Raw genomic sequence first — 24,190 nt, 5'->3', positions numbered from 1 at the left:
CTGTGCTCACGCCCAGGGGTCGGTGATCTCGCGCAGGTCCTCGAGCGCCCGGCGTAGCTGGCGCATCTTCGCGGCGCCCAGGTGCTGCTCCCACTCCGACTCGATCAGGTGCTCCGTCTCGCGGGCAGCCTGCTGCGCACGCCGACCTCGCTCGGCCAGGCTGACCAGCCGGGCCCGGGCGTCGGTCGGGTCGGGTTCGCGAGTGACATAGCCGGCCTTCTCGAGCTGGTCGACCAGCGACCCGGCGCTCTGCTTGGTGACCTGCGCCTGCTCGGCGAGGTCGGTGAGGCGGGTCCCGTCCGGACCGATGCGGGCGGCCACCCTCGCCTGCGCCAGGGTCAGGTCGCCGAACCCCTCTGCGGCCAGGTGCTCGAGGATGCGCGTCTCGGCGTACCGGGACGACACGAACATCAGCAGCGCCGGGTTCATCGGCTCCTCGTCGACCATCTGCTCCCCCTTGAGGATTGACCCTTGACAGAACTGGTCAGGCAGGCTGACCATATTGGTCAGGCAATCTTACTACTTATCGGTGGGCGTGATGGACCTCGACACGTTGTGGAGCCACATCCACGCGGAACGCCGCTCACTCGCGGCGACCTTGGCCGGTCTCTCCGCCGCCGAGTGGCAGACCGAGTCACTGTGCCCGGGCTGGACCGTCAAGGACGTCGCCGCCCATGTCATCTCGAACCCACAGATCGGCTGGCGCGCCATGCCGGGCATGACGCTGCGCAACCTCGGCCGCGGCTACAACGCGATGATCTTCCGCGAGGTCAGGAGGCTCTCCGCCGCCCGGTCCCCCGACGAGGTGCTCGCCGACTTCACGACGTACGCCGACTCACGCCGGCACGTGCCGGTCACGACGACCGTCGAGCCGCTGATCGACGCACTTGTGCACCACCAGGACATCGTGCGTCCGCTGGGCCTCTCCCACACAATGGACCCCGAGGCCGCGTCGCTCGCGGCCGACCGGGTCCGCAGACTGGCCTTCCTGATGGGCACCCGCAAGGTGGTCCGCAGCGTGCGAATGGAGGCGACCGACGTCGACTGGGTGCGCGGGTCCGGGCCGACGGTGCGCGGCCCGATGCAGGAGCTGCTGATGGTCTGCGCCGGGCGGGCCCGCGTCGCGACCGGGCTCAGCGGCGAGGGGCTGGCGCTGGTGGGGTGACGAGCGGACCGTTCGACATGCAGTTCGCGCCGACGGCCCGGACGCTGAGCGTGAACCGTCGCGACCATGAGCCGAACTGCATGTTCTACGGTCCGCCAGCGTGCGTGCCGGGCGTGCGTGCCGGGCGGTTCTCGTTCACGCGGGCGTCGACACTGCTCGACCTCCCCGCATGACGTGGGTCTCGACACGGCCGACGCCGCTTCGCAAGCTCAGCGGCGGGCCTGCTCGACCTCCCGCGTCACGGACCCTGGCTCGTTCCTCGCCAGGCTCCTACGCGTGACCGTCGAACATGGAGGTGACGGAACCATCCTCGAAGACCGCGCGGATCGCACTGGAGAGCAGCGGGGCGATCGAGAGCTCGGTCAGCTTGTCGAACTTCTGCTCGTCGGAGAGCGGCAGCGTGTTGGTCACCACGACCTCGGTCGCCGAGCAGTTCTTCAGCCGGTCGACCGCCGGGCCGGAGAGGATCGGGTGGGTGGCCGCGATGATCACGCCGGCCGCGCCCTCCTCCATGAGGGCCTCGGCGGCCTTCACGATCGTGCCGCCGGTGTCGATGATGTCGTCGGTCAGCACGCAGTAGCGGCCCTTGACGTCACCGACGACGCGGTTGGCGACGGTCTCGTTGGGCCGGTCGGTGCGGCGGGTCTTGTGGATGAAGGCCAGCGGCACACCGCCGAGGCGGGCGGACCAGCGCTCGGCGACCTTGATCCGGCCGGCGTCGGGCGAGACCACGGCGAGCGGCTGGTCGCCGTACTTCTCCTTGACGTAGTCGGCCAGGATCGGCAGCGCCATCAGGTGGTCGACCGGGCCGTCGAAGAAGCCCTGCAGCTGGTCGGCGTGCAGGTCGACGGTGATGAGGCGGTCGGCGCCGGCGGTCTTGAAGAGGTCGGCGATCAGGCGGGCCGAGATCGGCTCGCGGCCGCGGTGCTTCTTGTCCTGGCGGCTGTAGCCGTAGAACGGCATGACCACCGTGATGCGCTTGGCGGAGGCGCGCTTGAGCGCGTCGACCATGATCAGGTGCTCCATGATCCACTCGTTGATCGGAGCCGTGTGGCTCTGGATCACGAAGGCGTCACACCCGCGGACGGACTCCTCGTAGCGGACGTAGATCTCGGAGTTGGCGAACTCGTACGCCTGGGTCGGCACGAGGCCGGTGCCGAGGTGCTCGGCGACCGCCTGCGCGAGATCCGGGTGGGCCCTTCCGCTGAACACCATCAGGTTCTTCTCGGTGGTCCGCTTCATTCCGCTCACGCCGGGGGCTCCTCAAGTTCGCGTGGTTGTGCGCCGGTGTTCCTGATTCTGCCCCCAGATTTCACTCGCCGCTAATCCGGCTCAGTCCTCGGATGACCCCGCGGCGTCCTGTACGGCGGCGCGACGTTCCTTCCACCGCTCCAGATTGCGCTGCGGACCCGCCGACACCGCCAGGGCACCGTCAGGAACATCACGTCGCACGGTGGTCCCGCCGCCCGTCATCGCGTCGTCGCCGATCTCGATCGGAGCCACGAACGTGTTGTTGGAACCGGTCTTGGTGCGGTTGCCGATCTTGGTGCGGTGCTTGTTGGTGCCGTCGTAGTTGGCGAAGATCGTGCCGGCCCCGATGTTGGACTCCTCGCCGATCTCGGCGTCCCCGACGTACGACAGGTGCGGCACCTTCGACCCGTTGCCGATCTGCGCGTTCTTGGTCTCGACGAACGCCCCGATCTTGCCGCGCGCGCCGAGGTTGGTGCCGGGACGCAGGTAGGAGAACGGGCCGACATTGGCCTCGTCGCCGATGACGGCGAGCTCGCCGTGCGTGCGTACGACGCGGGCACCCTGGCCGATCTCGCAGTCCTTGAGGGTCGTGTCCGGACCGACGACGGCGTCCTCACCGATCACGGTGGCACCCAGCAGCTGGGTGCCGGGCAGGATCGTCACGTCGCGGTTGAGCACCACGTCGGCGTCGATCCACGTGGTCTCGGGGTCCATCACCGTCACGCCGTCCTTCATCCACTGCGTGACGATGCGCCGGTTGAGCTCGCGGCCCAGGGCGGCCAGCTGGGCGCGGTCGTTGGCGCCCTCGGTCTGGCTGACGTCGTCGATCGCGTAGGCGCCGACGGTCAGGCCGGCCTCACGCGCGATGCCGACCGTGTCGGTCAGGTAGAACTCGGCGTTCGCGTTGTTGTTGCCGATCTTGGTCAGCGCCTCCGCCAGGAAGGACGCGTCGAAGGCCAGGATGCCGGAGTTGATCTCGCCGATGTCGCGCTGAAGCGGCGTCGCGTCCTTCTCCTCGACGATCGCCTCGACGTCGCCTTCCTTGTTGCGCACGATGCGGCCGTAGCCGAAGGGGTTGGGCACGATGCCGGACAGGATGCTGACCGCGCGCTCCGCGGCTTCGTGCTCCTCGGCGAAGGCGCGGAGGCTGTCGCCGCGCAGCAGCGGGGTGTCGCCGGTGACCACCACGACGGTGCCCTCGAGCGGGCCGTCGAGGGCGTCGATCGCCACGCGCACCGCGTGGCCGGTGCCGTCCTGGGACTCCTGGACGGCGAGGATCGCCTCCGGCACCAGCTGCTGGATGTGCGGCCCGACCTGCTCACGCTGGGTGCCGATGACCGCGACGATCCGCTGCGGCTCCATCGCCTGTACGGCGTTGAGCACGTGGCCGATCATGCTGCGCCCGCCCACCTCGTGGAGCACCTTCATGGTCTTCGACTTCATGCGGGTGCCCCCGCCGGCAGCGAGGACGACGACGGTCAGGTTGTGCGGCACAGGTGCTCCTCCGTTGTGTGACTGCTGGTGCGCTGGGCAGCGTCGGCCTCCGAGTGTGCCATGTCAGGCGCGCTCGGGCCGCCCCGGGAAATCGCTTCGCCGGCCCTTCGAGGACTCGCTACTCTCGCGACATGCCCTCAGATTCGGGAACCCGGACGGACGAACGCATCGAGGTGCAGCGCACCGTCGCAGCCACGCCGGAAGACATCTTCGCCGTGCTGTGCGACCCGCTCGGCCACGTCGACATCGACTCCTCCGGCATGTTGATGGACGCCACCGGCGATCCGGTGACGAGCGTCGGCGACCGGTTCGTCGTACACATGGACCGTGAGGCGCTGGGCGACGTCCCGATGGGTGAGTACGACGTCGAGGTGGTCATCGAGCGCTTCGACGCGGGCCGTGAGATCGGGTGGAGCATCGTCGGCACGATCAAGCCGCCGATCGGCCACGTCTACGGCTACCGGCTCGACCCCACCGAGCCGGCCGAGGACGGCACCGTGCGCACGCTGGTGACCAGCTACTACGACTGGTCGACCGCGCTACCTGAGTGGAAGGCGATCTTCCCGGTGATCTCCGAGGCGAACCTGAAGGGGACGCTCGGCATCCTGGCCCGCACCGTCAAGCGACGAGGTCGCGTCTAGGGCGCTGCGATGACGGCGAACTCGTTGCCGTCGGGGTCGGTCATCGCCACGGAGCCATCACCGACATCTGCGCCCCGGGCAGCACCGAGGGCGACCAGGCGGTCGACCTCGGCCCGCTGGTCACCGTCGGCCACGAGCTCGAAGCGCATGCGGTCCCGGCCGTGCCTGGGCATCAGTGGCGGACCGCTCCACGTCACCTTCGAGCCACCTCGGGGCGACTGGATCGCGGTCTCCTCGTCCTGGTCCCAGACCAGCGGCCAGCCCAGCGCCTCGCTCCAGAAGTAGCCGACCTGCTGCGAGCCGTCGCAGTTGATCGCGCCGATGAAACCGGTGTCGGCCAGGAAGTTGTTGCCCGGCTCGATGACGCAGAACTCGTTGCCCTCGGGATCGGCGAGCACGACGTGCCCGTCGTCGGGGGTCTGGCCGATGTCGATGTGCTGCCCGCCCAGCTCGAGGGCCCGGGCCACCGTCTGCTGCATGGCGTCGTCAGAAGCGCTGGTCAGGTCGAAGTGGATCCGGCCCTGGCCGACCTTCTTCTCCTCCGTCGCGACGAACCGGAGCCTGACTCCCGGCTCGTCGTCCGGCAACAGGGTGAGCCCGCCGTCGACACTCTCCCAGCCCAGGACTTCGCCCCAGAAGCGGGCCAGCCCGACGGGGTCGTTGGCATCGAAGGTCAGCGCGTGCAGACGTGCGGTCATTGCACCGACGCTAGGACGGTGACCGTTGCGCCGCAACGGAATTTGCTCCCCGGGTAGGAGTCGAACCTACGTCGCTAGTCCTGATTCAAAGTCAGGCGGGCCCTGCCGGCAGACCAACCGGGGAATGCCCCCGTCCCGCCTGGCGGGGCTGGAGGCCACGCCCGGCAGACCAACCGGGGATCGATCCCCGTCCCGCCTGGCGGGGCTGGCAGCCACGCCCGGCAGACCAACCGGGGAACGCCCTCGCTCTGGGCGAGGTGTGGCCACAGGTTACTGGCCTCCTGCGGGCGGGCGACAATCTGCCCTAGTGTCGAGCCATGGACCTGCCCGTCATGCCACCCGTGCAACCGATGCTGGCCAAGCCGGTCAAGGGCATCCCCGACCCGGCGAAGCACGACGGCCTCTCGTTCGAGCCCAAGTGGGACGGCTTCCGCTGCCTGGTCTTCAAGGACGGCGACGAGGTCGAGCTCGCCTCACGCAACACGAAGCCGCTGACCCGCTACTTCCCCGAGGTGGTGGCCGCCGCGCGCCAGCAGCTGCCCGACCGCTGCGTGCTCGACGGCGAGCTCTTCGTCGCGGTGGGCGACCGGCTGGAGTTCGAGGTCCTCCAGGAACGCATCCATCCAGCCGCCTCGCGCATCGAGATGCTGTCGGAGAAGACACCGGCCGGCTTCGTCGCCTTCGACCTGCTTGCCCTCGGCGACACGTCGTACGTCGACCGCGCGTTCGCCGAGCGACGTACCGCCCTCGAGGAAGCACTCGTCGGCCTGGCCGGGCCGTGCTACCTCACCCGCACCACGACCGATCCGACCGAGGCCGAAGACTGGTTCGAGCAGTTCGAGGGTGCCGGACTCGACGGCGTGATCGCCAAGCCACTCGGTGCGACGTACCAGCCGAACGCGCGCGCCATGCTCAAGATCAAGCACTCCCGCACCGCCGACGTGGTGCTGGCCGGCTACCGCGAGCACAAGACGTCGACCCCCGAGGCACCGCTGCTCGGCTCCCTCCTCCTCGGGCTGTACGCCGACGGCGAGCTGCAGCACATCGGGGTCTCCGCCTCGTTCACCGCGGCCCGTCGCGCCCAGCTGATCGCCGAGCTGCAGCCGCTGGTCTGCGACATCGCCGACCACCCGTGGGGGCGCTGGAACGAGTTCCTCACCGCCAACCCGGATCGGGTGCCGGGCACCCAGTCGAGATGGAGTGCAGGCAAGGACCTGTCCTTCACTCCCCTGCGTCCGGAGCGGGTCCTGGAGGTCGGCTACGACCACATGGAGGGCCGTCGTTTCCGGCACACGGCACAGTTCAAGAGATGGCGTCCGGACCGTGATCCGGAGTCGTGCGGATATGACCAGCTCGAGGAGCCGGTTTCCTACGACCTGGGTAGAATTCTCTCTATCAGCTGACGATCCGGAGGCATGATCATGGCTACTCATTACGACGTCGTTCTCCTGTGCGAACAGGCGCTCTCCGACGAAGACGCAACGCAGGTCACCTCACTGCACAACGAGCTCGAGGAGCCGGTCGTCTACCACGTGCTGATGCCCGTCGAGGACGCCGCGGCCCGGGTCGAAGCGGCGATGGGCTCACTGGCCGCGGGCGAGGTGATGGCTGCCCCGGCGATGGCAATCGGCGAGGTCGACCTGGCCGAGGTCCGCAAGGAGTGCCTCGACCACTCCGAGCGCGAGCTCGCCCTCACCCTGGCTGCGCTGAAGAAGGCCGGAGCCACGGCCGACGGCAAGGTCGTCCACGAGCACCCGATCGACGCGCTCTCCGCGGCGGTCACCGAGCACGACGGTCGCGAGGCGATCATCCTGACCCGGCCGCACGTGGTGGCCGAGTTCTTCCACGTCGACTGGACCTCACGTGCCCGCCGCAAGATCGGCGTTCCGGTGCTCCACCTGCTCGAGCGCGAGACCTTCGACGAGCAGGCCGAGGGCTACGGCGAGGGCATCACGGGCGTCTGAGCCGAACGAGCTGACCGGCCACAGCGTCCCACCATTTCGGCCCGGTTGCGTCTACATTCGAGTGGTACGCCGTGCAACGTCGCGCGGCATGAACCGGTAGGAGTGAGCATGCAGATCCTCGGACTCATCGTCATCGGCATCATCATCGGCGTCGTGGCCCGCCTTCTCAAGCCCGGCCGGCAGAACATCAGCCTCGTGATGACCTTCGTGCTCGGCATCGCCGGCGCCCTGATCGGCGGCATCATCGCCTCGCTGATCGGCACCGGAGAGATCTTCGAGCTGAACGTGATCGGCACCATCGTCGGCGTCATCGCGGCCATCGTGCTGATCGGCGTGGCCGAAGGAACGATGGGCAAGAAGAAGGTCTGAGCAACGACCTTGCCGGGAGGACCTCCCGGCCGAAACATGAACTCCCCGGGCGAAATTTCGGCCGGGGAGTTCATGTTTCCCCGGTGCACCGGGGAAACCGACGAGGGAGGCGCACGGTCACTCGATGCGGTTGCCGTCCTCGTCCCAGTGCTCGGCGACCTTCTTCGACGGCTGCACCCGCGGCGGCTCTCCCGGCATCTTCGGGTGGTCGGGCGGATAGTTCATCTCGCCCAGCCCCGAGCTCTCGTAGAAGTCGATCAGCGGGGTCAGGTCGTGGTGCACGTCGTCGATCGTCGCCCAGGGGTCACCGTCGGCGAGCCGGTCCGGCACGGTGAACAGGTTGAACGCCCGCGGGTCCCTCAGGTCGGCCAGCTCCGACCAGGTCACCGGTGTCGAGACGGTTGCACCGGGCAACGGCCGCAGGGAGTACGCCGAGGCGATCGTGCGGTCGCGACAGTTCTGGTTGAAGTCGACGAAGATCCGCTCGCCCCGCTCCTCCTTCCACCACGCGGTGGTGACGCCGTCGTCGCGCTTCTCCAGCTCGCGCCCGAAGCCGATCGCGGCATGGCGTACGTCGACGAAGTCCCAGCGCGGCTCGATGCGCACGAAGATGTGCACGCCACGGTTGCCGCTGGTCTTCACGAAGCCCGTGATGCCGACGTCCTCGAGCAGCTCGCGGGCCACCCCCGCGACTCGCACGGCGTCGGCGAACGTCGTACCGGGCTGGGGGTCGAGGTCGATGCGCAGCTCGTCGGGGTGGTCGACGTCGGTGCGGCGAACCGGCCAGGGGTGGAAGGTCAGCGTGCCCATGTGCGCACACCAGACCGGGACCGCCGGCTCGGTCGGGCAGATCTCGTCGGCGGTGCGGCCGGACGGGAACGTGACCTGCACGGTCTCGAGGTAGTCGGGAGCCCCCTTGGGCACCCGCTTCTGGTAGAACGCGTCGGCGTTCCTGTCCTGCGGACCGGTCGCCAGCTTCATGCCCTCACGCACGCCGGAGGGCCAGCGCTCCAGCGCGGTCGGCCGGTCCCGCAACGCCCGCATCAGCCCGTCTCCGGCGGACGCGAAGAACTCCGCGACCATCAGCTTGGTGACCTCGGGGGTGTGCTCGGTGGCCTCGTAGATCACCCGGTCCGGGCTCGAGACGCGCACCGCGCGCCCGTCCACGTCGACCTCTGCGGCTGTTGCCTTCGCCATGGCCGTCACGCTACCGCCCGGGGAGTTGAGGCACCGGAATAGACTCGGCGCCATGGGTTACCAGGTCGAGAAGACGGACGAGCAGTGGCGTGAAGAGCTGACCCCCGAGGAGTACGCCGTGCTCCGGCAGGCCGGCACCGAGCGCCCGTTCGTCGGCAAGTACACCGACACCGAGGACACCGGTGTCTACCGCTGCAAGGCGTGCCGGGCCGAGCTGTTCACCAGCGACACCAAGTTCCACTCCGGCTGCGGCTGGCCGTCGTTCTACCAGCCGATGACCGACACGGTGGAATACATCGACGACTCCTCCCTCGGCATGAAGCGCACCGAGGTGCGCTGCGCCAACTGCGGCTCGCACCTCGGCCACGTCTTCCCCGACGGGTTCGGCACCCCCACGGGTGACCGCTACTGCATCAACTCGATCTCCCTCACGCTGGAGCCCAAGGCCCAGGCCTGACCCAGCCCGAGGCCCAGGTCTGACCCAGCCCGAGGCCGGGCCTGGCCGGGCCTGACCGCACCCACTCGCACGGCATACTCGTCCTGCGAGGCGTTCCGCATCCCCCACGGCGCCACACCCACACCCCCCGAACGGGCCACCTGCGCGCCCGACCACGCCGAGGGACCGCTCGGCCACGGGCCGATCTCAGCGCGCCGGCCCAATTTTCATCAACGTTGGGCAGGCGCCGACGCCCAGATCTCAGCAGAGTTGCACTCATCCGTAGACGCCGACGGCTCAGGGACGCGGCTACAGGCGGGCTTACGTCATGGGGGGTGCATCTCGTACCCCCTCGAGCCAAGGGGTGTAGAGATGCGAAGGTCTGCAAGGTTTGGTGTGGGGTTGGGGGTGGCTGCCCTCGTGCTCACGGCGTTGTCCGCCACGAGCCCGAGTACGGCGGGTGAGGACCACGACAGGGTGGTCGCCAGGGTGCCCGCGACCTGGACTCCCATCGTCGAGGACGGTGGTGGAGTGTGGGGAACGGCCACGGTAGGCAACGTCACGGTCGTCGGTGGATCCTTCACCAGGGTCCGGGCACGGGGCGCGGCAAACGCCGTCACCCGCAACAACATCTTCGCCTTCAACTCCAACGGCACCATCAGCAACACCTTCGTGCCGACCATCGGCTCCCGGGTCTGGGACATCGTCCCCGCCGGCGACGGGGTGAGCGTGTTCGTCGCCGGCCAGTTCGGCTCGGTGAACCGGGTCTCCCGGACCAACCGGATCGCCCGCATCAACGTCAACACCGGCGCGGTGATGACCACCTTCCGGTCGCCCGGGTTCGACGGCAAGGTCATGGACGTGGAGCTGAAGAACGGCCGGCTCTACGTCGGTGGCTACTTCAGCGTGGTCGGAGGCCAGCCGCACACGGCGCTGGTCGCCCTCGACCCCAACACCGGCGCCCTCACCAACCACGTCGACCTGACCTTCACGGACGTCTTCCGGAGCTCCACGACGGCGACCATCCCGTCCGGCTTCTCCGGCGTCGGCATCGAGCGCTTCGCGATGACTCCGGACGGCTCGCGGCTGATCGCGGTCGGCAACTTCCGCAACGTCAACGGCCAGAGCCGGATCCAGGTCGCGATGGTCGACACCAGCGGCGCCACGGCGGCGCTGACCGACTGGTCGACCACGCGCTACTCGACGACGTGCTCCGGCAACTTCCCGACGTACACGACCGGCGTCGACACCTCCCCGGACGGCAGCTACTTCGCCATCTCCACGGGCGGTGCCTTCAACGGCGGGGCGAACTCCGGCACCCTCTGCGACTCGATCGCACGATGGGAGACCGCCCGCAGCGGCGCCGGCCAGCAGCCGACCTGGGTCGACTACCTCGGCGGTGACTCCGGCACGGCCGTCCACATCACCGGCTCCGCGGTCTACATCGGCGGCCACTTCCGGTGGACGAACAACGCCTACTGCGGTGACTGCATCGGTCCCGGCACGGTCAAGCGCTCGGGCATGGCCGCACTCGACGTGCGCAACGGGCTCCCGCTGACCTGGAACGCCGGCAAGCTGCCGCTCCGCTGGGGAGTCATGCGCTTCAACTCCACAGCCGAAGGCCTCTGGATCGGCCACGACGGCACCACCCTCGGTGGACAGCCGGCCGGCCGAGTCGGGCTGATGCCGCTCGTCGACGGGAAGATCCTCCCCGACGACGACACCGGCAGCCTTCCCGGTGATGCCTTCCAGCTGGGCCGGGTCGTCGCACCCACCGGTCCCAGTCCGATCGTCTACCGCGTCAACGCGGGCGGCCCCGAGGTTCCCTCCACGGACGGCTACGCCAACTGGGCAGCCGACCAGGACGCCAACTCGGCGTACCGCAACAGTGGCAGCAACGCGGCCAGCTGGACGCAGGGCTTCGGCCGCAACGCCAGCGTTCCCACGGCCACGCCGACCGAGGTCTTCGCGGACGAGCGCTGGGACCCCAACGGGGACCCGGAGATGCAGTGGAACTTCCCGGTCACCACGGGTGTGCCGCTGCAGGTGCGCCTCTACTTCGCCAACGGGTACGACGGCACGCAGTTCCCGGGACAGCGGGTCTTCGACGTCAGCGTCGAGGGCCAGACGGTGCTCGACAACTACGACATCGCGGCCGACGTCGGCCACTCGACGGGGACGATGAAGTCCTTCAACATCTCTGCCGCGGCCAACGACGGCAACGTCGACATCGACCTGGGCCACGTGGTGGAGAACCCGCTGATCAGTGCCATCGAGATCGTCCGGCCCGACATCGTCCCGCCGCCTCCCGTGGGTGACGACGACGTCTACCGGACGGGACTGACCGAGACCGCGGCCGGCACGACCACCCAGGTCGGCAACGGCAACGTCGACTGGAGCAGCGCGCACGGTGCGTTCATGGCCGACGGCAGGCTCTACAACGGCTGGACCGACGGCACCTTCACCTGGCGCCCGTTCAACGGCACCACGTTCGGCACGCCGAGGGACATCAACCTCAACGGGCTGACCGCGTTCGCCTCCGAGCTGACGCAGATGCGGGCGATGTGGTTCGACCGGACCACCGGCCGTCTCTACTTCACGCTCAACGGCCAGAACACGCTCTACTACCGGTACTTCACCCCGGAGAGCCTGGTCGTCGGAGGTGTGCGGTTCACCGCACCGAACACCGGATCGGGCATCAACTGGAGCACCGTCAGGGGCGGATTCCTGGCCAACGGCAAGCTCCACTTCAGCAACAGCGACGGAACGCTGCAGACCGTGCAGTGGCAGAGCGGGGCGGTGCCGGGAACGGTCCAGACCCTCAGCGGTCCTTCCGTCGACGGCCACGACTGGAGCACTGGGGCCCTGTTCCTCAGGGCTCCGTGAGAGGACGCACACGGTCATGACCATGACGTCACAACCCGTACGCGGCGTGGAGATGCCTCGGGCTCTCCAGGTCCTGCGCCGCAGGACTCCTCGGCCCGCCCAACTGGCTGTTCGTTCCCTGGTCCGGCGGTACGGCGAGCAGACCGCTGCTCGCCGTCCGCTGCCGGACTACCTGATCATCGGGTCCAAGAAGGGGGGAACGTCGTCGTTGACGAACTGGCTCATCCAGCACCCCGACAACCTCAGGATGTTCCCCTCCTTCCAGCCGTTGAAGAGCGCCCACTTCTTCGACATCAGCTTCCACGAGGGCGTCGACTGGTACCGGGGCCACTTCCCGACCGAACGGTTCCGGGCCGGGCACCCCGGGGCCGTCGTGGGCGAGGCCAGTCCCTACTACATGTTCCACCCCGCGGCAGCGGGCCGGGCCCACTCGGTCGTGCCGGACGCGAAGATCATCGCCGTCCTGCGCAACCCGGTGAGCCGGGCCTACTCGAACTACTGGGACAGGGTCGCGGCCGGCACCGAGACCCTGCCCACGTTCGAGGCGGCGATCGACGCGGAGGAGGGCCGCCTGGCCGGGGTCGACCACGATCGCCTGCGGGGCGACCCGGCGTACTACTCCCTCGAGCACGACCAGTTCACCTACCTGGCCCGGGGCCGGTACGTCGAGCACCTGCCGACCTGGCTCGACGTGTATCCGGAGGAGCAGACCCTGGTCCTGCGGGCCGAGGACATGTACGACGACCCGGCAGGCGTCTTCGCCCGGGTCCAGGAGTTCCTGGGCCTGCGGGTGTGCCCGGACATCGATCTCAAGACCTACAACGAGCGTTCCAAGCCGCCGATCGACCCACGCACCCGCGACCGGTTGCGGGAGTACTACCGGCCCTGGAACCAGGCCCTCTACGAGCGGCTCGGCCGCGACCTGCACTGGAGCTGACATGCGAATCACCAGACCTCGGGTGGCGATCGCCCACGACTACCTCACCCAGCGGGGCGGCGCCGAGCGCGTCGTGCTCTCCCTGGCCAAGGGGTTCCCGGACGCGCCGATCTACACGTCGCTCTACGAGCCGGAGACCACCTTCCCCGAGTTCAAGGGACTGGACATCCGCACCTCGTCGCTGAACCGGGTCAGGGCCTTCCGCTCCGACCACCGCAAGGCGCTGCCGTTCCTGGCCCATGCGATGTCCCAGATGACCATCGACGCGGACGTCGTGATCGCCAGCAGCAGCGGGTGGGCCCACGGGGTCGGTGGCGACCACAAGAAGCTGGTCTACTGCTACTCCCCCGCACGTTGGCTCTACCAGTCCGGCGTCTACCTCTCGGGCGAGTCGGCCGTGCTCACCCGGCTGGGGCTGCGCGCGGTCTCCACGCCGCTGAGGGAGTGGGACCGGCGCCACGCACGCGCCGCGGACCGGTACCTCGCGATCTCCACCGTCGTGCAGGCGCGGATCCGCGACGCCTACGGACTCGACTCGACCATCGTCCCGGCGCCCTCGTGCGCGCCCCTGCTCGACGTCGCCGCCGAGGCGATCGACGAACCGGCGGTCGACCGGGGCAGCTACGTCCTGTGCGTGTCCCGGCTGCTGCCCTACAAGAACGTCGACAAGGTGGTGGCGGCCTTCCGGGAGCTCCCCGACCGCCACCTCGTCGTGGTCGGGCGCGGTCCGGAGTGGGACAACCTCACCCGCGACCTGCCCGCCAACGTCACCTTCCTCCGCGACCTCACCGACGGCCAGATGCGCACGGTCTACGAGCGGTCCGCGGCCCTGGTCGCGGCCAGCCACGAGGACTTCGGGCTCACCCCGCTGGAGGCCGCGGCGTTCGGCAAGCCGAGCGTCGTGCTGGCCGCGGGAGGCTTCCTGGACACCATGGTCGAGGACCGGACGGCGGTCTTCTTCGACGCCCCCGAGCCGGCCAGGATCGCCGACGGCATCCGGCGGCTGTTCGCACGCACGTGGTCGACCGGCGAGATCATGGCCCACGGCGAGCGGTTCTCGGAGTCGGAGTTCCTCTCCACCATCGAGCAGCACGTGCTCGACCTCGCACGACCGGCAGAGCACACCCGCACCGCGGGTCGACACATCAGGGGGATCGCATGACCGAGCCGCGGAAGGCACTCATCACCGGCATCACCGGCCAGGACGGGCAACACCTCTCGGAGCACCTGCACGACCAGGGCTACGAGGTGTTCGGGCTGATCCGCGGCCAGCGGAACGCCCGGCGGGAGGAGTTCGTGGCCGAGTTCCCCTACGTCCGGCTGCTCGAGGCCGACCTGATCGATCCGACCTCGATGCTCGCGTCGGTCCTCACCTCCGAGGCGGACGAGATCTACAACCTGGGCGCAATCAGCCACGTGGGCTACTCGTTCCGCAACCCGCAGCTGACCGCCGACGTGACGGCCAAGGGCGTGCTCAACCTCCTCGAGGCGGTGCGCACCTCGGGGCGTGCGGACGAGATCCGCATCTACCAGGCCTCCACCTCGGAGATGTTCGGCGGACTGGACTACAACCGTCCGGGCACCGGCTACAACGAGAACTCGCTGTTCCACCCGCGCAGCCCGTACGGCGTCGCCAAGCTCTACGCCCACTGGATCGCGAAGACGTACCGCGAGAGCTACGGCATGTTCGTGACCTGCGGGATCCTCTTCAACCACGAGGGCGAGCGGCGTGGGCGTGAGTTCGTCACCCGCAAGATCAGCGACGGCGTCGCGAGGATCCATCACGGACTGCAGGCCGACATCGTGCTCGGCGACCTCTGGCCGAAGCGGGACTGGGGCTACGCCGGCGACTACGTGCGCGGCATGTGGCAGATGCTCCAGCACGACGCGCCGGACGACTTCGTCCTCGCCACCGGCGAGACCCACTCGATCGAGGACTTCCTCGCGTTGGCCTTCCTCGAGATCGGCATCGAGGACTGGCGGCCCTACGTCCGTCAGGACCCTGAGTTCATGCGGCCTGCCGAGGTCGACATCCTCCTCGGCGACCCCTCGAAGGCCGAGGAGGTCCTCGGCTGGAAGCGCGAGGTGGACTTCCCCGCGCTGGTCAGCCGCATGGTGCAGCACGACATCAGGCTGACCGCACCGCGCGCCTGATGAACGACACGGCGCTGGTCACCGGGGTCAACGGATTCGTCGGGCCCCACCTCGTGCGCGAGCTGCGCGCGCACGGCTACGACGTCGTCGGCCTGTCGCAGGAGCCCGGGCCCCGGACAGAGCTCGCGACGGACCTCGCCGACTACCTTGCCGTCGACCTGGTCGCGGGCCCGCCGTCGCTGCCGGACGTCGACGCCGTCGTGCACCTCGCGGGCCTGTCCGCCGTGGGGCCGTCCTTCGAGGATCCGCAGGGCTACATCACGGCCAACACCGCGATGACCACGTCACTGTGCGCCGCACTGCAGGAGCGTGGCAGCCGGGCCCGCGTGCTGGTCGTGAGCACCGGGGCCGTCTACGACCCCGCACAGTCGATGCCGATCGATGAACGTGGCCGCACCACCCCGACGTCGCCGTACGTCGTGAGCAAGCTGGCCGTCGAGTCGATCGCGGCGTACTACGCCCGCCGTGGGCTCTCCACGGTCGTCGGCCGCCCGTTCAACCACGTCGGTCCGGGACAAGGCAGTGGCTTCCTGGTGCCGGACCTGTTCACCGCGGTCGCACACGCCAGGGACACGGGAGCCGCGGTGCCTGTGGGCAACCTCGCCACGAGCCGTGACTACACCGACGTCCGGGACGTCGCCGCGGCGTACCGCCTGCTCCTGGAGGCCGACGTCGAGCCGGGCAGCGTCTTCAACGTCTGCAGTGGCCGGGCAGTGTCGGGCGAGATCCTGCTCAAGCTGGTCACCGAGCTGCTGGGCAGCCCCTCGGTGCGCGTCGAGCTCGACACCGACCGGGTCCGTCCCAACGATCCGCCGCTGGTCGAGGGCGATCCCTCGGCCCTGCGCCGGGCCACCGGCTGGACGGCGACGCGCTCGCTGGAGTCGACCCTCGCCGACATCCTGGTCTCACGGTCGGACGGATGACGACTGGGCCAGGACGTGCTCGAGCACGCCCTGTACTTGTGCCCGCCACGAGAACCGCGCTGCGTTGTCCAGACCGGCGGCCTGGAGCTCGGCCCACAGTGCGTCGTCCTCGACCACGCGTCGCACCTGGGCGCTGATCGAGCCGACGTCGGCCGGGTCGCAGTAGAGCACCGCTTCGCCGCAGCGTTCGCGAAGACTCGGGATGTCGGCCGCCACGACCGGAGTGCCGAACCGCATTGCCTCGACCGGAGGGAGCGGCGACGCCTCGTAGAAGGACGGGAACACGAAGACGCTGGCGCGCCTGTACTCGGCCTCGATCAGCTCGGGCTGGTTGATCTGGCCGAGGAAGTGGATGCGCCCCTCGAGCTCGGGTGGGATCGCGAAGCCGATCTGCTCGAAGCTCGCTCCGCCGGCCCCGACGAACACGAAGTCCAGGTCGGTGGTGCGGACCAGGTCGACGGCGACACGGGCCAGCCCCTCGGCGTTCTTGCGCTTGGTCAGCGAGCCGACGTACAGGCAGCGACGCTCGCGTGCCCGGAGGGTCGGCACCTCCGGCGCCCCGGGCTCCAGGGAAGCCGGCCGGTCACTGGGGTGGGCCTCGACGGCGCCCTCGCCGCCGCCGTTCTGCACGGCGACCAGGCGATGAGCGGGGACGAGGCGCCGGTAGTGGTGGCGGATGGCCGCGGCCTCGCTCCGGGACACGGTGTAGACCCGCTCGGACCGGGCCAGCACGACCGGGATGACGAGGCTGTAGAGGAGCCGGAAGCCGCGGCTGTAGGCGCTGGGGAAGTACTTGTAGGACAGGTCGTGGACCATCGTGTGGACCCGGCGCCGACGACGCAGCAACAGGGCGAGCGGGGCGAGATTTCCCAGGCAGAGCAAGGGATCCGAACCCGCCAGCCGGGGCAGCTCCAGCTGCTCCCAGGCGTGCGAGTTCAACCTTCCCGCTCTCCGGAGCCGGATCGCCTTGAAGTCCGGCGTGGTCACGAGCGACCCCCTCGCCGGCGCCAGCAGCTCCACCTCCAGGCCGGGGAGGAGACCCTCGTCCAGCATGGCGTCCAGAGCCTGCACGAACTCGATGGCCACCTTCTGCACGCCGGTGACGTCCTGCAGCAGGAATCGTCCGTTGATCGCCAGTCGCATCGTCATCGCCCCCCGGTCCGCGTCCTCAACGGAGGTGGGCCCGGCTCCTCGGCTCCAGCCACGCGGGCAGGTCGACGTCGTCGGCGAGGAAGTCGTGCAGGCGCAGGAGATCCGCTTCGAAGAGCGGGGCCAGGCTGCGCGTGATCTCGGCGGGCAACGGGTCCCGGCGGATGATCCGGCTCTTGACCGCTTCCCGGAACCGCCAGCTGGTCAGAAGTCGGGCGGTACGACGGAGTCCGGGACTGGCCGATGCCTTCCAGAGTGCCTGCTGGACGTGTCGGAAGCGCGGTGTCCCGGAGATGTTCACCCGCGGCATCCGCTCCCCCAGCCCGGGCACCTCGGGGAGCTCGAGGAAGCGGAGCACCTCGGCCAGCGTCGCGGCGTAGTCGCGTTCGAGGTCGTCGTAGAACCAGATCCCCAGGTTGTCGCGCGGCAGCAGCTCCCGGAAGGCGCCGATCGCGTCGGCGTACATGCTCATCGCGGTGTAATGCCACAGGTGGTGCCAGTTCGCGGCCCGTCGCTCGGGCTCGGCCCGGACCGCCGCGAGGAAGTCCTCCTCCGGCTCACGGCCCTGGGAGCGCAGGTACTGGAAGCTCGAGTACGCCCGCGCGACCGGGTCGCGCAGGAGGACGACGACCCGGACGTCCGGGTTCATCCGCAGCAGCTCGGGCAGGGCGTGCTGGTAGTAGTACAACGTCGACACGGAGCCCTCGCCCAGGGCGAGACCCGAGTCCCGCGGGTAGAGCGCAAGGTAGTCGTCACGGTCCGTGACCGCGGCCCGGTTGATGGAGAGCTGGTCGCCCGGCCCACGGAAGTCGGGCCGGGTGCCGTGCATCGCGAAGTAGTGGGGTTCCTTGGGATCGGTGACGAAGACCCGAGGATGGGCGCGCAGTCCCTCGATCAGGGCGGTGGTCCCTGCCCGTGCCGAACCCGCGACAACGAAGTCAGGGCCGGTTGGGGTCATGTGGTCGATGCTCTCCCGGTGCCCGACCGGTTTCATCACCTCAATTGGTCAAAGGATGCGGGTCACGGGACCGGCAGAGCCTCCGTGGCCCGGGCGAGCAGGTCCAGCCCCCAGCCGGAACGCTCGGTCGCGCTCGCCGGGGTGGCCTGCCGGTCCAGGACGAACCGCAGGTTGACCTCGAGCAGGTAGGCCACGGCCACCGCGTCGGCCTGGGCCCGGCCGAGCCCGATCTCGCCGGAGAGCAGGGCGGCCGCTTGCGCCTGCCAGGCTTGCTCCTCGGCCCGACCGACGCCAGACTCCACCCGGAGCTGCTGGGCGAGGTAGTGGATCTGGTCGAAGCCCACCGGGACGTCCTCGGCGAAGTGCTCCCAGTCCCACAGCAGGACGCGACCGCCGTCCCACGCCATGTTCCAGGCGGTCCAGTCTCCGTGCCAGCATCCCAGCGGCAGGCTGACGTCGCCGGCACGGGCCTCCAGGGTGTGCAGGCTCGCTCCGAGACGCGACCGCCGACCGGCGTCGTCGACCTCACCGACCCGTTGCCGGACGCTGTCCATCCAGCGGCTGTCGGCCAGCCGGTCGACACGAGGCGAGTCGGCGTGGGCGAGCTCCGCCATGGCGGTCAGCGGCATCCCCACCCCCGACGACGATCGCGCCGGCGCGACCAGCGGTGAGACCAGCAGCATCTCCAGGCCGTGCCAGGAACCCTGGTGCAGCAGCCCCGGCAGGACGACCTCCTGCAGGCCGAACCGCGACACCCGCTCCAACGCGGCAGACTCGGCGTGCACGGCTGCGCGACCGTGGGCGTCGATCCCGACCTTGCCGAAGGCCACGGTGGTGCCACGACGGTCGAGGACCCGGACGACGAAGCTGCGGGCGTGTGTCCAGTTGCCGATCCTGATCGCGATGCCGGTCTCCCGCCCGACCACACCTTCGAGCACGGTGATCAGCGACTCGGCCTCCCCCGGCTCGACCCGGAGGCGCGGCACCGGCACCAGACGGGTGAGGCCGGAGGTGTGCGCCAGGGCCAGGAGACGTCGTCCGGCGGACGTGAGCCCACGGGACTCCCCGGCTCCCAGCGCGACCGCGGTCGACGGCGCGTCGGTGGGCAGCAGCCAGTGGGGAGAGCGCACGTGCGGCAGCACGGCGTACAACCTCTGTCCGGGATCGGCACGCATCGCCCGGGTGAGGTCGATGCGCACGGCGTCCGGCCAGATCGCCCTGGCCGTGTCCAGCAGGAGCGCGGACTCGGACGCTCGCCCCATCAGGCACCCCTCCCGGAGACTCGGTCTGGCCGTCGGCTTCCTTGGCAGGCTAGGTGATCGCAGGTCGCTCGACACCAGAACTGGGGACATTCTCCAATCCGAAACGGGGACCGCCGAGCCTGTGCGATGCTGGATGAATGGTCAGGATCCGGCTCTCATGTGCAGTCGGCCTGCTGGTGCTCGGCGTGACGACGGCCTGTCAGGACGCGGAGCCGGCGAAGCATCCACTCGAGATGAACGACACGTCCTCGGCCTCGTCGACCACCTCGCAGACACACCCGCCCGACGCCAGCCAAGAGGCCACCTCGATCGACGACCCGCGCGTGGCTCAGTCGAGCGGCCTGGCCCGCAGCTACCTCCACCCCGGTGTGCTCTACACGCACAACGACCGGAGCACGTCGGCGCCCCAGATCTTCGCCATCGACGCCAGTGGCACCCGCGCCGTCCTCACTCTCGAGGCACCGGCGGTCGACTGGGAGGACATCGCCAGCACACCCGACGGTCGGGTCTGGGTGGCCGACACCGGTGACAACGACGGCGCTCGCTCGTCGATCGCGGTGTACGTCGTGACCGAGCCGTCCGTGCTCACCAGCAGCACGCTGGCCACCACGACGTACCGCTTCACCTACCCGGACGGGTCGCACAACGCGGAGGCGCTCCTCGTCCACCCGACCACGCACCGCCTCTACCTCGTGACGAAGGACCCCGTCGGAGGCACGGTCTTCGTGGCGCCGAGTGAGCTCGACCCGGAAGGCGTCAACGTCCTCGAGCCGTTGGCCGAGGCCCCCGCGAACGTGACGGCCGGCGACTTCTCCCCGGACGGCTCGATGCTGGTCCTGCGCACCCAGGGTCGCGCGTACTTCTACCGCGGCTTCGAGGGCCAACCGGTGGGCGTCACCCTGCCGAAGCAACCCCAGGGCGAGGCGATCACCTTCGAGGCTGACGGCGCCCACGTGCTCCTGGGGAGCGAGGGGCCGCAGAGCCAGATCCTCCGGTTGACGGTTCCGACCCTGCCGAGCTGACCGCCGGGTCGGCGACGGCCGACTCCTCAGCCTTCTCGGCCGGTTCCCTGACCGCGCGCTCGCGCACGTCATGGGCGTACGCCGCGCGCGGCGAGTCACCGAGTGCGTTGCACACGATGCCCACGGCACCGACCTTGAGGTGGCGCAGGGTCTCCCGCACGGCGACCAGCTGCCGGCGTCGGGACACCCGGTCACGGGTCACCACGATCACCACGTCGGCCAGGGTCGCCAGCTCGAGCGAGTCGGCCCCGGTCAGCACCGGGGGGCTGTCAAGGATGACCAGGTCGGCCTCGGCGGCGAGCTCCGACAGCACCACGCGCATCCGGACGGAGCTGAGCAGCGCCGCGGGGTTCGGCGGCGCCGTTCCGGCGGCGAGCACGTCGAGGTTGTCCACCCCGACGTCGATCAGGTAGGACGAGGCCTTGTCCTCGCTGACCAGCAGGTCGGACAGGCCGGGCGGGTCCTCGAGGCCGAAGCGCCCCGCCACGGCTCCTCGGCGCAGGTCGCCGTCGACCATGACCACGCGGAGTCCGAGGCGGGCCGCGGCGACCGCGAGGTTGCAGCTCGTGATGGTCTTGCCCTCGCCCTCCTGCCCCGACGTGATCAGCACGACCGCTCCGTGGGTGTCGTCGGCGCGCGAGGTCGCGGCCATGAACCGCACGTTGACGGCGAGGCGTTGGTACTCCTCGCTCGGTGGCGCGTGCGGGTTCTCCACCGTCACGAGGGCATTGCGGTAGGCACGCTCGGGCCAGGCCGGGACTCTGCCGACGACCACCGAGCCGACCGCCTGGCGGACCGACTCCTCACCGTGCACGGCGTCGTCGAACCGGTCCCGCAGGATGGCCGCACCCATGCCCAGCAGCAGCCCGAAGAGGGCTCCGAGGATCACGTTGAGCAGGGTCTGCGGTGAGACCGGATCGTGGTCGGCCTCGGCGGAGCGCAGCAGCTCGCCACCCGATCCGACCGAGGTCAACTGGTCGGTCAGGGACTCCATCTGGGTGGCGATCTGGCCGAGCTTGGTGAGCACGTTGCGCCGCTCCGCCTGGAGCTCCGCCTTGCCCGAGCCGTCCTTGGCGAGCAGCCGGTCGATCTCCTTGAGCCGGCGGTCGACCTCCGTCTCCTCCTGCGTGAGGCGGTCCCGGGCGCGTTCGTAGCGGGAGATCGACTCCTGCTGGCGGAACTGCAGGTAGGCCGTGGCCACGGTGTTCGCGGTGTCGGCGGCCCGGTCGGGAGAGGTGTCCTCGGCGGTGACCCGCAGGATGCGGCTCGTGTTGAGCGCCTGCACGGTCACCAGCTTCGTCAGGTCAGGCGTCTTGTCCAGGGAGAGCTGTGTCTGCACCAGGCGTGCGACGGGCAGCGAGGTGACCACCTGAGTCTGCGTGGCCACCTCCTCGGCGGCGATGTCAGTGGCCAGCTCGGTGCCCGAGGGTTCGATGAGGACGTCGGCGGTGGAGACGTACTGCGGAGTCGCGGCCAGCGAATAGGCGAGGGCCAGCGCCACCGCGGCCACGAGAACGACCAGCACCAGACGCCACCGCCGGCGCAGTGCCCGGGCGTAGTCGCTGAAGTTCTTTCGGTCCGGCACGTCCGCGACATCTTCGGTCATCAGCAAAACGGCCCCCATCGGTCCTTTTTCATGCAGTCTAGAGCGAGTGAAGCAATCTGGGTCGGGAATGTCTGTCAGCGGAGCCATGGTCTGGTTCGCTGTCTCCTACGCCGGCGCGGTGCTCGGATTCCTGGGTGTGAATGCGGTCGCCGCACGGTGGCTCGGACCTGCCGACTTCGGCCTGTTCGTGGCGGCCATCGCGGCGACCGGACTGCTCGGACAGATCGGACTCGTGGGTTCCCACCGGTCGGGCCTGCGCGAGGTGGCCCGGCTCCGGGACGTCGATGACCCCCTGGCCATGGGCGCCCTGCGCAACGGCGTCCGCGCGGTGAACCTGACCACGTTGCCCGCCCTCGGGCTGCTCGGTGGAGCAGCGACCTGGGTCCTCGCCTCCGACGAGAGTGCGACCACGCGTGCCCTGCTGGCCTTCACCGTCGTCGCCCTCGTCGTCCTGTGCGGCCAGCAGCAGCTGTGGGCGAACTACGTGCGCGGGCTCGGCCACGTCCGCTTCGCCAGCCTGCTGGAGGGACGATCCGGCGGCGCACTCGTCGCGGCACTGCAGGCCGTCTTCGTGCTCATCGCGTGGCTGCTCTGGTCGGGGGCCGGCCTGGCCGGCGCGCTGATGGCGGTCGCCGCAGGATTCCTCATCCCCGTCGTCGCGGCCCGGTGGACCGTCCATCGGCGGTGGCGCGGGGTGACCGATCCGCAACCCCAGCTGTGGCGTGACCTCCGACTGACCATCCGCCGGGACTGGCGGTTCCTCAGCGCCCAGGTGGCGACGTACCTCAATGTCAGCACCGAGATCTGGATCGGGGCGCTGCTGCTCGCCAAGGTCGACGCCTCGATGTTCTCCGCCGGTCAACGCCTGGCCCTGCTCCTCGTGCTGCCGCTGACCGCACTCCAGGTCGTGCTGGCTCCGGTGATCGCCCGCGCCGCCAACGCCGGGCGTGAGGACCAGTCCCTCGAGCCCCTGCTCCGCACCGCCGCCACCGTGGCCACCGGGTTGAGCGTCGTGCTCGCGCTGCCGTTCCTGGTCGCCCCGGGCCGCGTGGTCGACCTCGTCTACGGGTCCGGTTTCGAGGAGTCCGTCCCCGTGCTGTTGCTGCTGGCCCTGGGGTCCATCGGGAACGTGGCCACGGGTACGGCGGGCACCACCTTGTCGATGCTCGGACGCGAGGGGGTGTCGGCACAGGTCCAGTGGTCGGGCGCGCTGCTCCGGATCGGGCTCGGGGTGCCGGCGGCCCTGTTCGGCGGTCTGATGGGCCTCACCCTCTCCGCCCTGGCCGTCTCGATCTTCGTGTTCACGGTGATGTGGTGGCGGGCTCACCAGGCGGTCGGCTTGTTCACCCATGCCACGCTTCGTCCAGAGATGTCCCTGCTCCGCAGGACTCCGGGCTAGGAGGGACACGTGGAGATCACCCTGTCCGTGCTGCTGGCCACGTTCCTGTTCTTCGGCCTGCTGGTCACCTGCGCCGCCCTCTTCACCTCCGGGCCGAGCGACGTGGTGCTGCTGTTCGTCCTGGTGTTCTGCCTCTTCTACGGGTTCCGCCCACTCCTCTTCGTCCTGGGACTCGACGGTCCCCACCCGGGAGAGCTGTTCCCACCGGCCGGGTTCTCGCACGTCCTCACCAGAACGCTGCTGGGCCTGACCCTCTATCTCTTCTTCGTCCTCGTCGGCATCGCCGCCGTACTCCGGTCGGGGGTGCGTGGCTGGGGCCCGTTCTTCGCCGACCACGAGGTCGACCTGCGCCGCTCGCTCAACGTCACCCTGATCCTGACCGCACTCGGCCTGGTCATCTCGGCGTACCTGGTCGCACGGTACGGCGGGGTGGGCGGCGTGATCCGCGCCGGCAAGTACGACAAGGAGCTGGCCGGCCTCTACGTCCTCCGCTCGTTCTCGGCGGTCGGTGCGGTGGTGGCCGCGACGACGTTCATCGACTTCCGCCGACAGGGCTCCAGCTCGAGGCTGCTCACGACGGTTCCCCTGGTCTGCGCGTTCGCGAACGCGTTCTTCGTGTTCATCTGGGGCGGCCGGAGCACGCTGATCGTGGTCGGCGCGACCCTTGTGCTGGGCATGC

The 24,190-nt window shown here is 69.5% G+C and carries 22 protein-coding genes and 1 tRNA gene; 13 read left to right on the top strand and 10 right to left on the bottom strand.

Annotated features, from left to right (window positions below):
* Positions 1-6: 6 nt before the first annotated feature.
* Entirely contained in the window at positions 7-501 is a 495-nt protein-coding gene (locus ASD30_RS19850) for a MarR family winged helix-turn-helix transcriptional regulator (protein ID WP_235530180.1), read from the bottom strand.
* Positions 502-538: 37 nt separating this feature from the next.
* Between ASD30_RS19850 and ASD30_RS19845 the strand changes: the two genes are divergently transcribed.
* Positions 539-1,165, top strand: a complete 627-nt coding sequence (locus tag ASD30_RS19845; RefSeq protein WP_056685923.1) for a maleylpyruvate isomerase family mycothiol-dependent enzyme — start codon at positions 539-541, stop codon at positions 1,163-1,165.
* Between the two features lie 270 nt (positions 1,166-1,435).
* Here ASD30_RS19845 and ASD30_RS19840 read toward each other — a convergent pair whose 3' ends face one another.
* Together ASD30_RS19840 and glmU are read right to left on the bottom strand one after the other, a co-directional pair.
* Positions 1,436-2,407, bottom strand: coding sequence for a ribose-phosphate diphosphokinase (locus tag ASD30_RS19840; RefSeq protein ID WP_056685920.1), 972 nt, complete (start codon positions 2,405-2,407; stop codon positions 1,436-1,438).
* A gap of 90 nt (positions 2,408-2,497) precedes the next feature.
* Positions 2,498-3,910 carry a bifunctional UDP-N-acetylglucosamine diphosphorylase/glucosamine-1-phosphate N-acetyltransferase GlmU gene (gene glmU / locus ASD30_RS19835; RefSeq protein ID WP_200950135.1) on the bottom strand — a complete coding sequence of 471 codons (1,413 nt, stop codon included), beginning with the start codon at positions 3,908-3,910 and terminating at the stop codon, positions 2,498-2,500.
* 131 nt (positions 3,911-4,041) lie between these two features.
* On the opposite strand from glmU, the gene ASD30_RS19830 reads away from it, so the two are divergent.
* Positions 4,042-4,551 carry a polyketide cyclase gene (locus tag ASD30_RS19830; protein ID WP_056685917.1) on the top strand — a complete coding sequence of 170 codons (510 nt, stop codon included), beginning with the start codon at positions 4,042-4,044 and terminating at the stop codon, positions 4,549-4,551.
* On the opposite strand, the gene ASD30_RS19825 is transcribed toward ASD30_RS19830, so the two are convergent.
* Entirely contained in the window at positions 4,548-5,249 is a 702-nt protein-coding gene (locus ASD30_RS19825; protein ID WP_056685915.1) for a VOC family protein, read from the bottom strand. The genes ASD30_RS19830 and ASD30_RS19825 overlap by 4 nt on opposite strands.
* Positions 5,250-5,294: 45 nt before the next feature.
* Positions 5,295-5,373: transfer RNA gene (locus ASD30_RS19820), tRNA-Gln, on the bottom strand.
* Between the two features lie 193 nt (positions 5,374-5,566).
* Between ASD30_RS19820 and ASD30_RS19815 the strand changes: the two genes are divergently transcribed.
* The 3 genes from ASD30_RS19815 (at position 5,567) to ASD30_RS19805 (ending at position 7,582) form a co-directional block, all read left to right on the top strand.
* Positions 5,567-6,652, top strand: a complete 1,086-nt coding sequence (locus ASD30_RS19815) for an ATP-dependent DNA ligase (protein WP_056685911.1) — start codon at positions 5,567-5,569, stop codon at positions 6,650-6,652.
* 18 nt (positions 6,653-6,670) lie between these two features.
* Complete coding sequence (locus ASD30_RS19810) at positions 6,671-7,213, top strand: hypothetical protein (protein ID WP_056686115.1); 543 nt, start codon at positions 6,671-6,673, stop codon at positions 7,211-7,213.
* A 108-nt stretch (positions 7,214-7,321) separates the two neighbouring features.
* A complete protein-coding gene (locus ASD30_RS19805) occupies positions 7,322-7,582 on the top strand; it encodes a GlsB/YeaQ/YmgE family stress response membrane protein (protein ID WP_235530178.1) in 261 nt (86 codons plus the stop codon).
* Between the two features lie 117 nt (positions 7,583-7,699).
* Here ASD30_RS19805 and ASD30_RS19800 read toward each other — a convergent pair whose 3' ends face one another.
* Positions 7,700-8,779, bottom strand: coding sequence for a DNA polymerase domain-containing protein (locus ASD30_RS19800; protein ID WP_056685908.1), 1,080 nt, complete (start codon positions 8,777-8,779; stop codon positions 7,700-7,702).
* Positions 8,780-8,831: 52 nt separating this feature from the next.
* Between ASD30_RS19800 and msrB the strand changes: the two genes are divergently transcribed.
* The 6 genes from msrB (at position 8,832) to ASD30_RS19770 (ending at position 16,115) form a co-directional block, all read left to right on the top strand.
* Positions 8,832-9,236, top strand: a complete 405-nt coding sequence (gene msrB, locus ASD30_RS19795; RefSeq protein ID WP_056685905.1) for a peptide-methionine (R)-S-oxide reductase MsrB — start codon at positions 8,832-8,834, stop codon at positions 9,234-9,236.
* Between the two features lie 387 nt (positions 9,237-9,623).
* Positions 9,624-12,101: a malectin domain-containing carbohydrate-binding protein gene (locus tag ASD30_RS19790; RefSeq protein ID WP_056685902.1), complete on the top strand. Its 2,478-nt coding sequence runs from the start codon at positions 9,624-9,626 to the stop codon at positions 12,099-12,101.
* A gap of 22 nt (positions 12,102-12,123) precedes the next feature.
* Positions 12,124-13,038, top strand: coding sequence for a sulfotransferase domain-containing protein (locus tag ASD30_RS19785; protein WP_162251028.1), 915 nt, complete (start codon positions 12,124-12,126; stop codon positions 13,036-13,038).
* Between the two features lies 1 nt (position 13,039).
* Positions 13,040-14,200: a glycosyltransferase gene (locus ASD30_RS19780; RefSeq protein ID WP_056685896.1), complete on the top strand. Its 1,161-nt coding sequence runs from the start codon at positions 13,040-13,042 to the stop codon at positions 14,198-14,200.
* Positions 14,197-15,192, top strand: coding sequence for a GDP-mannose 4,6-dehydratase (locus ASD30_RS19775; protein ID WP_056685893.1), 996 nt, complete (start codon positions 14,197-14,199; stop codon positions 15,190-15,192). Before ASD30_RS19780 ends, ASD30_RS19775 begins: the two co-directional genes overlap by 4 nt.
* Positions 15,192-16,115, top strand: a complete 924-nt coding sequence (locus ASD30_RS19770) for an NAD-dependent epimerase/dehydratase family protein (protein WP_056685890.1) — start codon at positions 15,192-15,194, stop codon at positions 16,113-16,115. The genes ASD30_RS19775 and ASD30_RS19770 overlap by 1 nt, the downstream gene beginning before the upstream one ends.
* On the opposite strand, the gene ASD30_RS19765 is transcribed toward ASD30_RS19770, so the two are convergent.
* The 3 genes from ASD30_RS19765 to ASD30_RS19755 all read right to left on the bottom strand — a co-directional run bounded on the left by ASD30_RS19765 (position 16,098) and on the right by ASD30_RS19755 (position 19,484).
* Complete coding sequence (locus ASD30_RS19765; RefSeq protein WP_056685887.1) at positions 16,098-17,264, bottom strand: glycosyltransferase family 4 protein; 1,167 nt, start codon at positions 17,262-17,264, stop codon at positions 16,098-16,100. The genes ASD30_RS19770 and ASD30_RS19765 overlap by 18 nt on opposite strands.
* 19 nt (positions 17,265-17,283) lie before the next feature.
* On the bottom strand, positions 17,284-18,222 hold the full coding sequence (locus ASD30_RS19760; RefSeq protein ID WP_162251027.1) for a sulfotransferase: 939 nt from the start codon (positions 18,220-18,222) through the stop codon (positions 17,284-17,286).
* 62 nt (positions 18,223-18,284) lie between these two features.
* Positions 18,285-19,484, bottom strand: coding sequence for a hypothetical protein (locus ASD30_RS19755; protein ID WP_056685881.1), 1,200 nt, complete (start codon positions 19,482-19,484; stop codon positions 18,285-18,287).
* Between the two features lie 137 nt (positions 19,485-19,621).
* Between ASD30_RS19755 and ASD30_RS19750 the strand changes: the two genes are divergently transcribed.
* A complete protein-coding gene (locus ASD30_RS19750) occupies positions 19,622-20,506 on the top strand; it encodes a hypothetical protein (protein ID WP_056685878.1) in 885 nt (294 codons plus the stop codon).
* Here ASD30_RS19750 and ASD30_RS26735 read toward each other — a convergent pair.
* The gene (locus tag ASD30_RS26735) at positions 20,412-22,130 is read right to left on the bottom strand and encodes a polysaccharide biosynthesis tyrosine autokinase (RefSeq protein ID WP_162251025.1); all 1,719 of its coding nucleotides are present in this window, start codon (positions 22,128-22,130) and stop codon (positions 20,412-20,414) included. The two genes, ASD30_RS19750 and ASD30_RS26735, sit on opposite strands and share 95 nt — an antisense overlap.
* 67 nt (positions 22,131-22,197) lie before the next feature.
* Here ASD30_RS26735 and ASD30_RS19740 point away from each other — a divergent pair, with 67 nt between their 5' ends.
* Entirely contained in the window at positions 22,198-23,511 is a 1,314-nt protein-coding gene (locus ASD30_RS19740; RefSeq protein ID WP_056685872.1) for a lipopolysaccharide biosynthesis protein, read from the top strand.
* Positions 23,512-24,190: the final 679 nt, after the last annotated feature.

The sequence above is a fragment of the Nocardioides sp. Root140 genome, from assembly GCF_001426745.1.
In the GTDB taxonomy this organism is placed as follows: Bacteria; Actinomycetota; Actinomycetes; order Propionibacteriales; family Nocardioidaceae; genus Nocardioides.
This window is presented reverse-complemented; position numbering and strand designations above follow the sequence as displayed.

Coding starts and splice junctions, on each gene's coding strand:
- ASD30_RS19810 (WP_056686115.1), top strand. CDS start 6,671: ATGGCTACTCATTACGACGTCGTTCTCCTGTGCGAACAGGCGCTCTCC.
- ASD30_RS19765 (WP_056685887.1), bottom strand. CDS start 17,264: ATGACGATGCGACTGGCGATCAACGGACGATTCCTGCTGCAGGACGTC.
- ASD30_RS19785 (WP_162251028.1), top strand. CDS start 12,124: ATGACGTCACAACCCGTACGCGGCGTGGAGATGCCTCGGGCTCTCCAG.
- ASD30_RS26735 (WP_162251025.1), bottom strand. CDS start 22,130: ATGGGGGCCGTTTTGCTGATGACCGAAGATGTCGCGGACGTGCCGGAC.
- ASD30_RS19850 (WP_235530180.1), bottom strand. CDS start 501: ATGGTCAGCCTGCCTGACCAGTTCTGTCAAGGGTCAATCCTCAAGGGG.
- ASD30_RS19760 (WP_162251027.1), bottom strand. CDS start 18,222: ATGACCCCAACCGGCCCTGACTTCGTTGTCGCGGGTTCGGCACGGGCA.
- ASD30_RS19815 (WP_056685911.1), top strand. CDS start 5,567: ATGGACCTGCCCGTCATGCCACCCGTGCAACCGATGCTGGCCAAGCCG.
- ASD30_RS19750 (WP_056685878.1), top strand. CDS start 19,622: ATGGTCAGGATCCGGCTCTCATGTGCAGTCGGCCTGCTGGTGCTCGGC.
- ASD30_RS19800 (WP_056685908.1), bottom strand. CDS start 8,779: ATGGCGAAGGCAACAGCCGCAGAGGTCGACGTGGACGGGCGCGCGGTG.
- ASD30_RS19740 (WP_056685872.1), top strand. CDS start 22,198: ATGGTCTGGTTCGCTGTCTCCTACGCCGGCGCGGTGCTCGGATTCCTG.
- ASD30_RS19755 (WP_056685881.1), bottom strand. CDS start 19,484: ATGGGGCGAGCGTCCGAGTCCGCGCTCCTGCTGGACACGGCCAGGGCG.
- ASD30_RS19770 (WP_056685890.1), top strand. CDS start 15,192: ATGAACGACACGGCGCTGGTCACCGGGGTCAACGGATTCGTCGGGCCC.
- ASD30_RS19845 (WP_056685923.1), top strand. CDS start 539: ATGGACCTCGACACGTTGTGGAGCCACATCCACGCGGAACGCCGCTCA.
- msrB (WP_056685905.1), top strand. CDS start 8,832: ATGGGTTACCAGGTCGAGAAGACGGACGAGCAGTGGCGTGAAGAGCTG.
- ASD30_RS19805 (WP_235530178.1), top strand. CDS start 7,322: ATGCAGATCCTCGGACTCATCGTCATCGGCATCATCATCGGCGTCGTG.
- ASD30_RS19840 (WP_056685920.1), bottom strand. CDS start 2,407: ATGAAGCGGACCACCGAGAAGAACCTGATGGTGTTCAGCGGAAGGGCC.
- ASD30_RS19780 (WP_056685896.1), top strand. CDS start 13,040: ATGCGAATCACCAGACCTCGGGTGGCGATCGCCCACGACTACCTCACC.
- ASD30_RS19825 (WP_056685915.1), bottom strand. CDS start 5,249: ATGACCGCACGTCTGCACGCGCTGACCTTCGATGCCAACGACCCCGTC.
- ASD30_RS19830 (WP_056685917.1), top strand. CDS start 4,042: ATGCCCTCAGATTCGGGAACCCGGACGGACGAACGCATCGAGGTGCAG.
- ASD30_RS19775 (WP_056685893.1), top strand. CDS start 14,197: ATGACCGAGCCGCGGAAGGCACTCATCACCGGCATCACCGGCCAGGAC.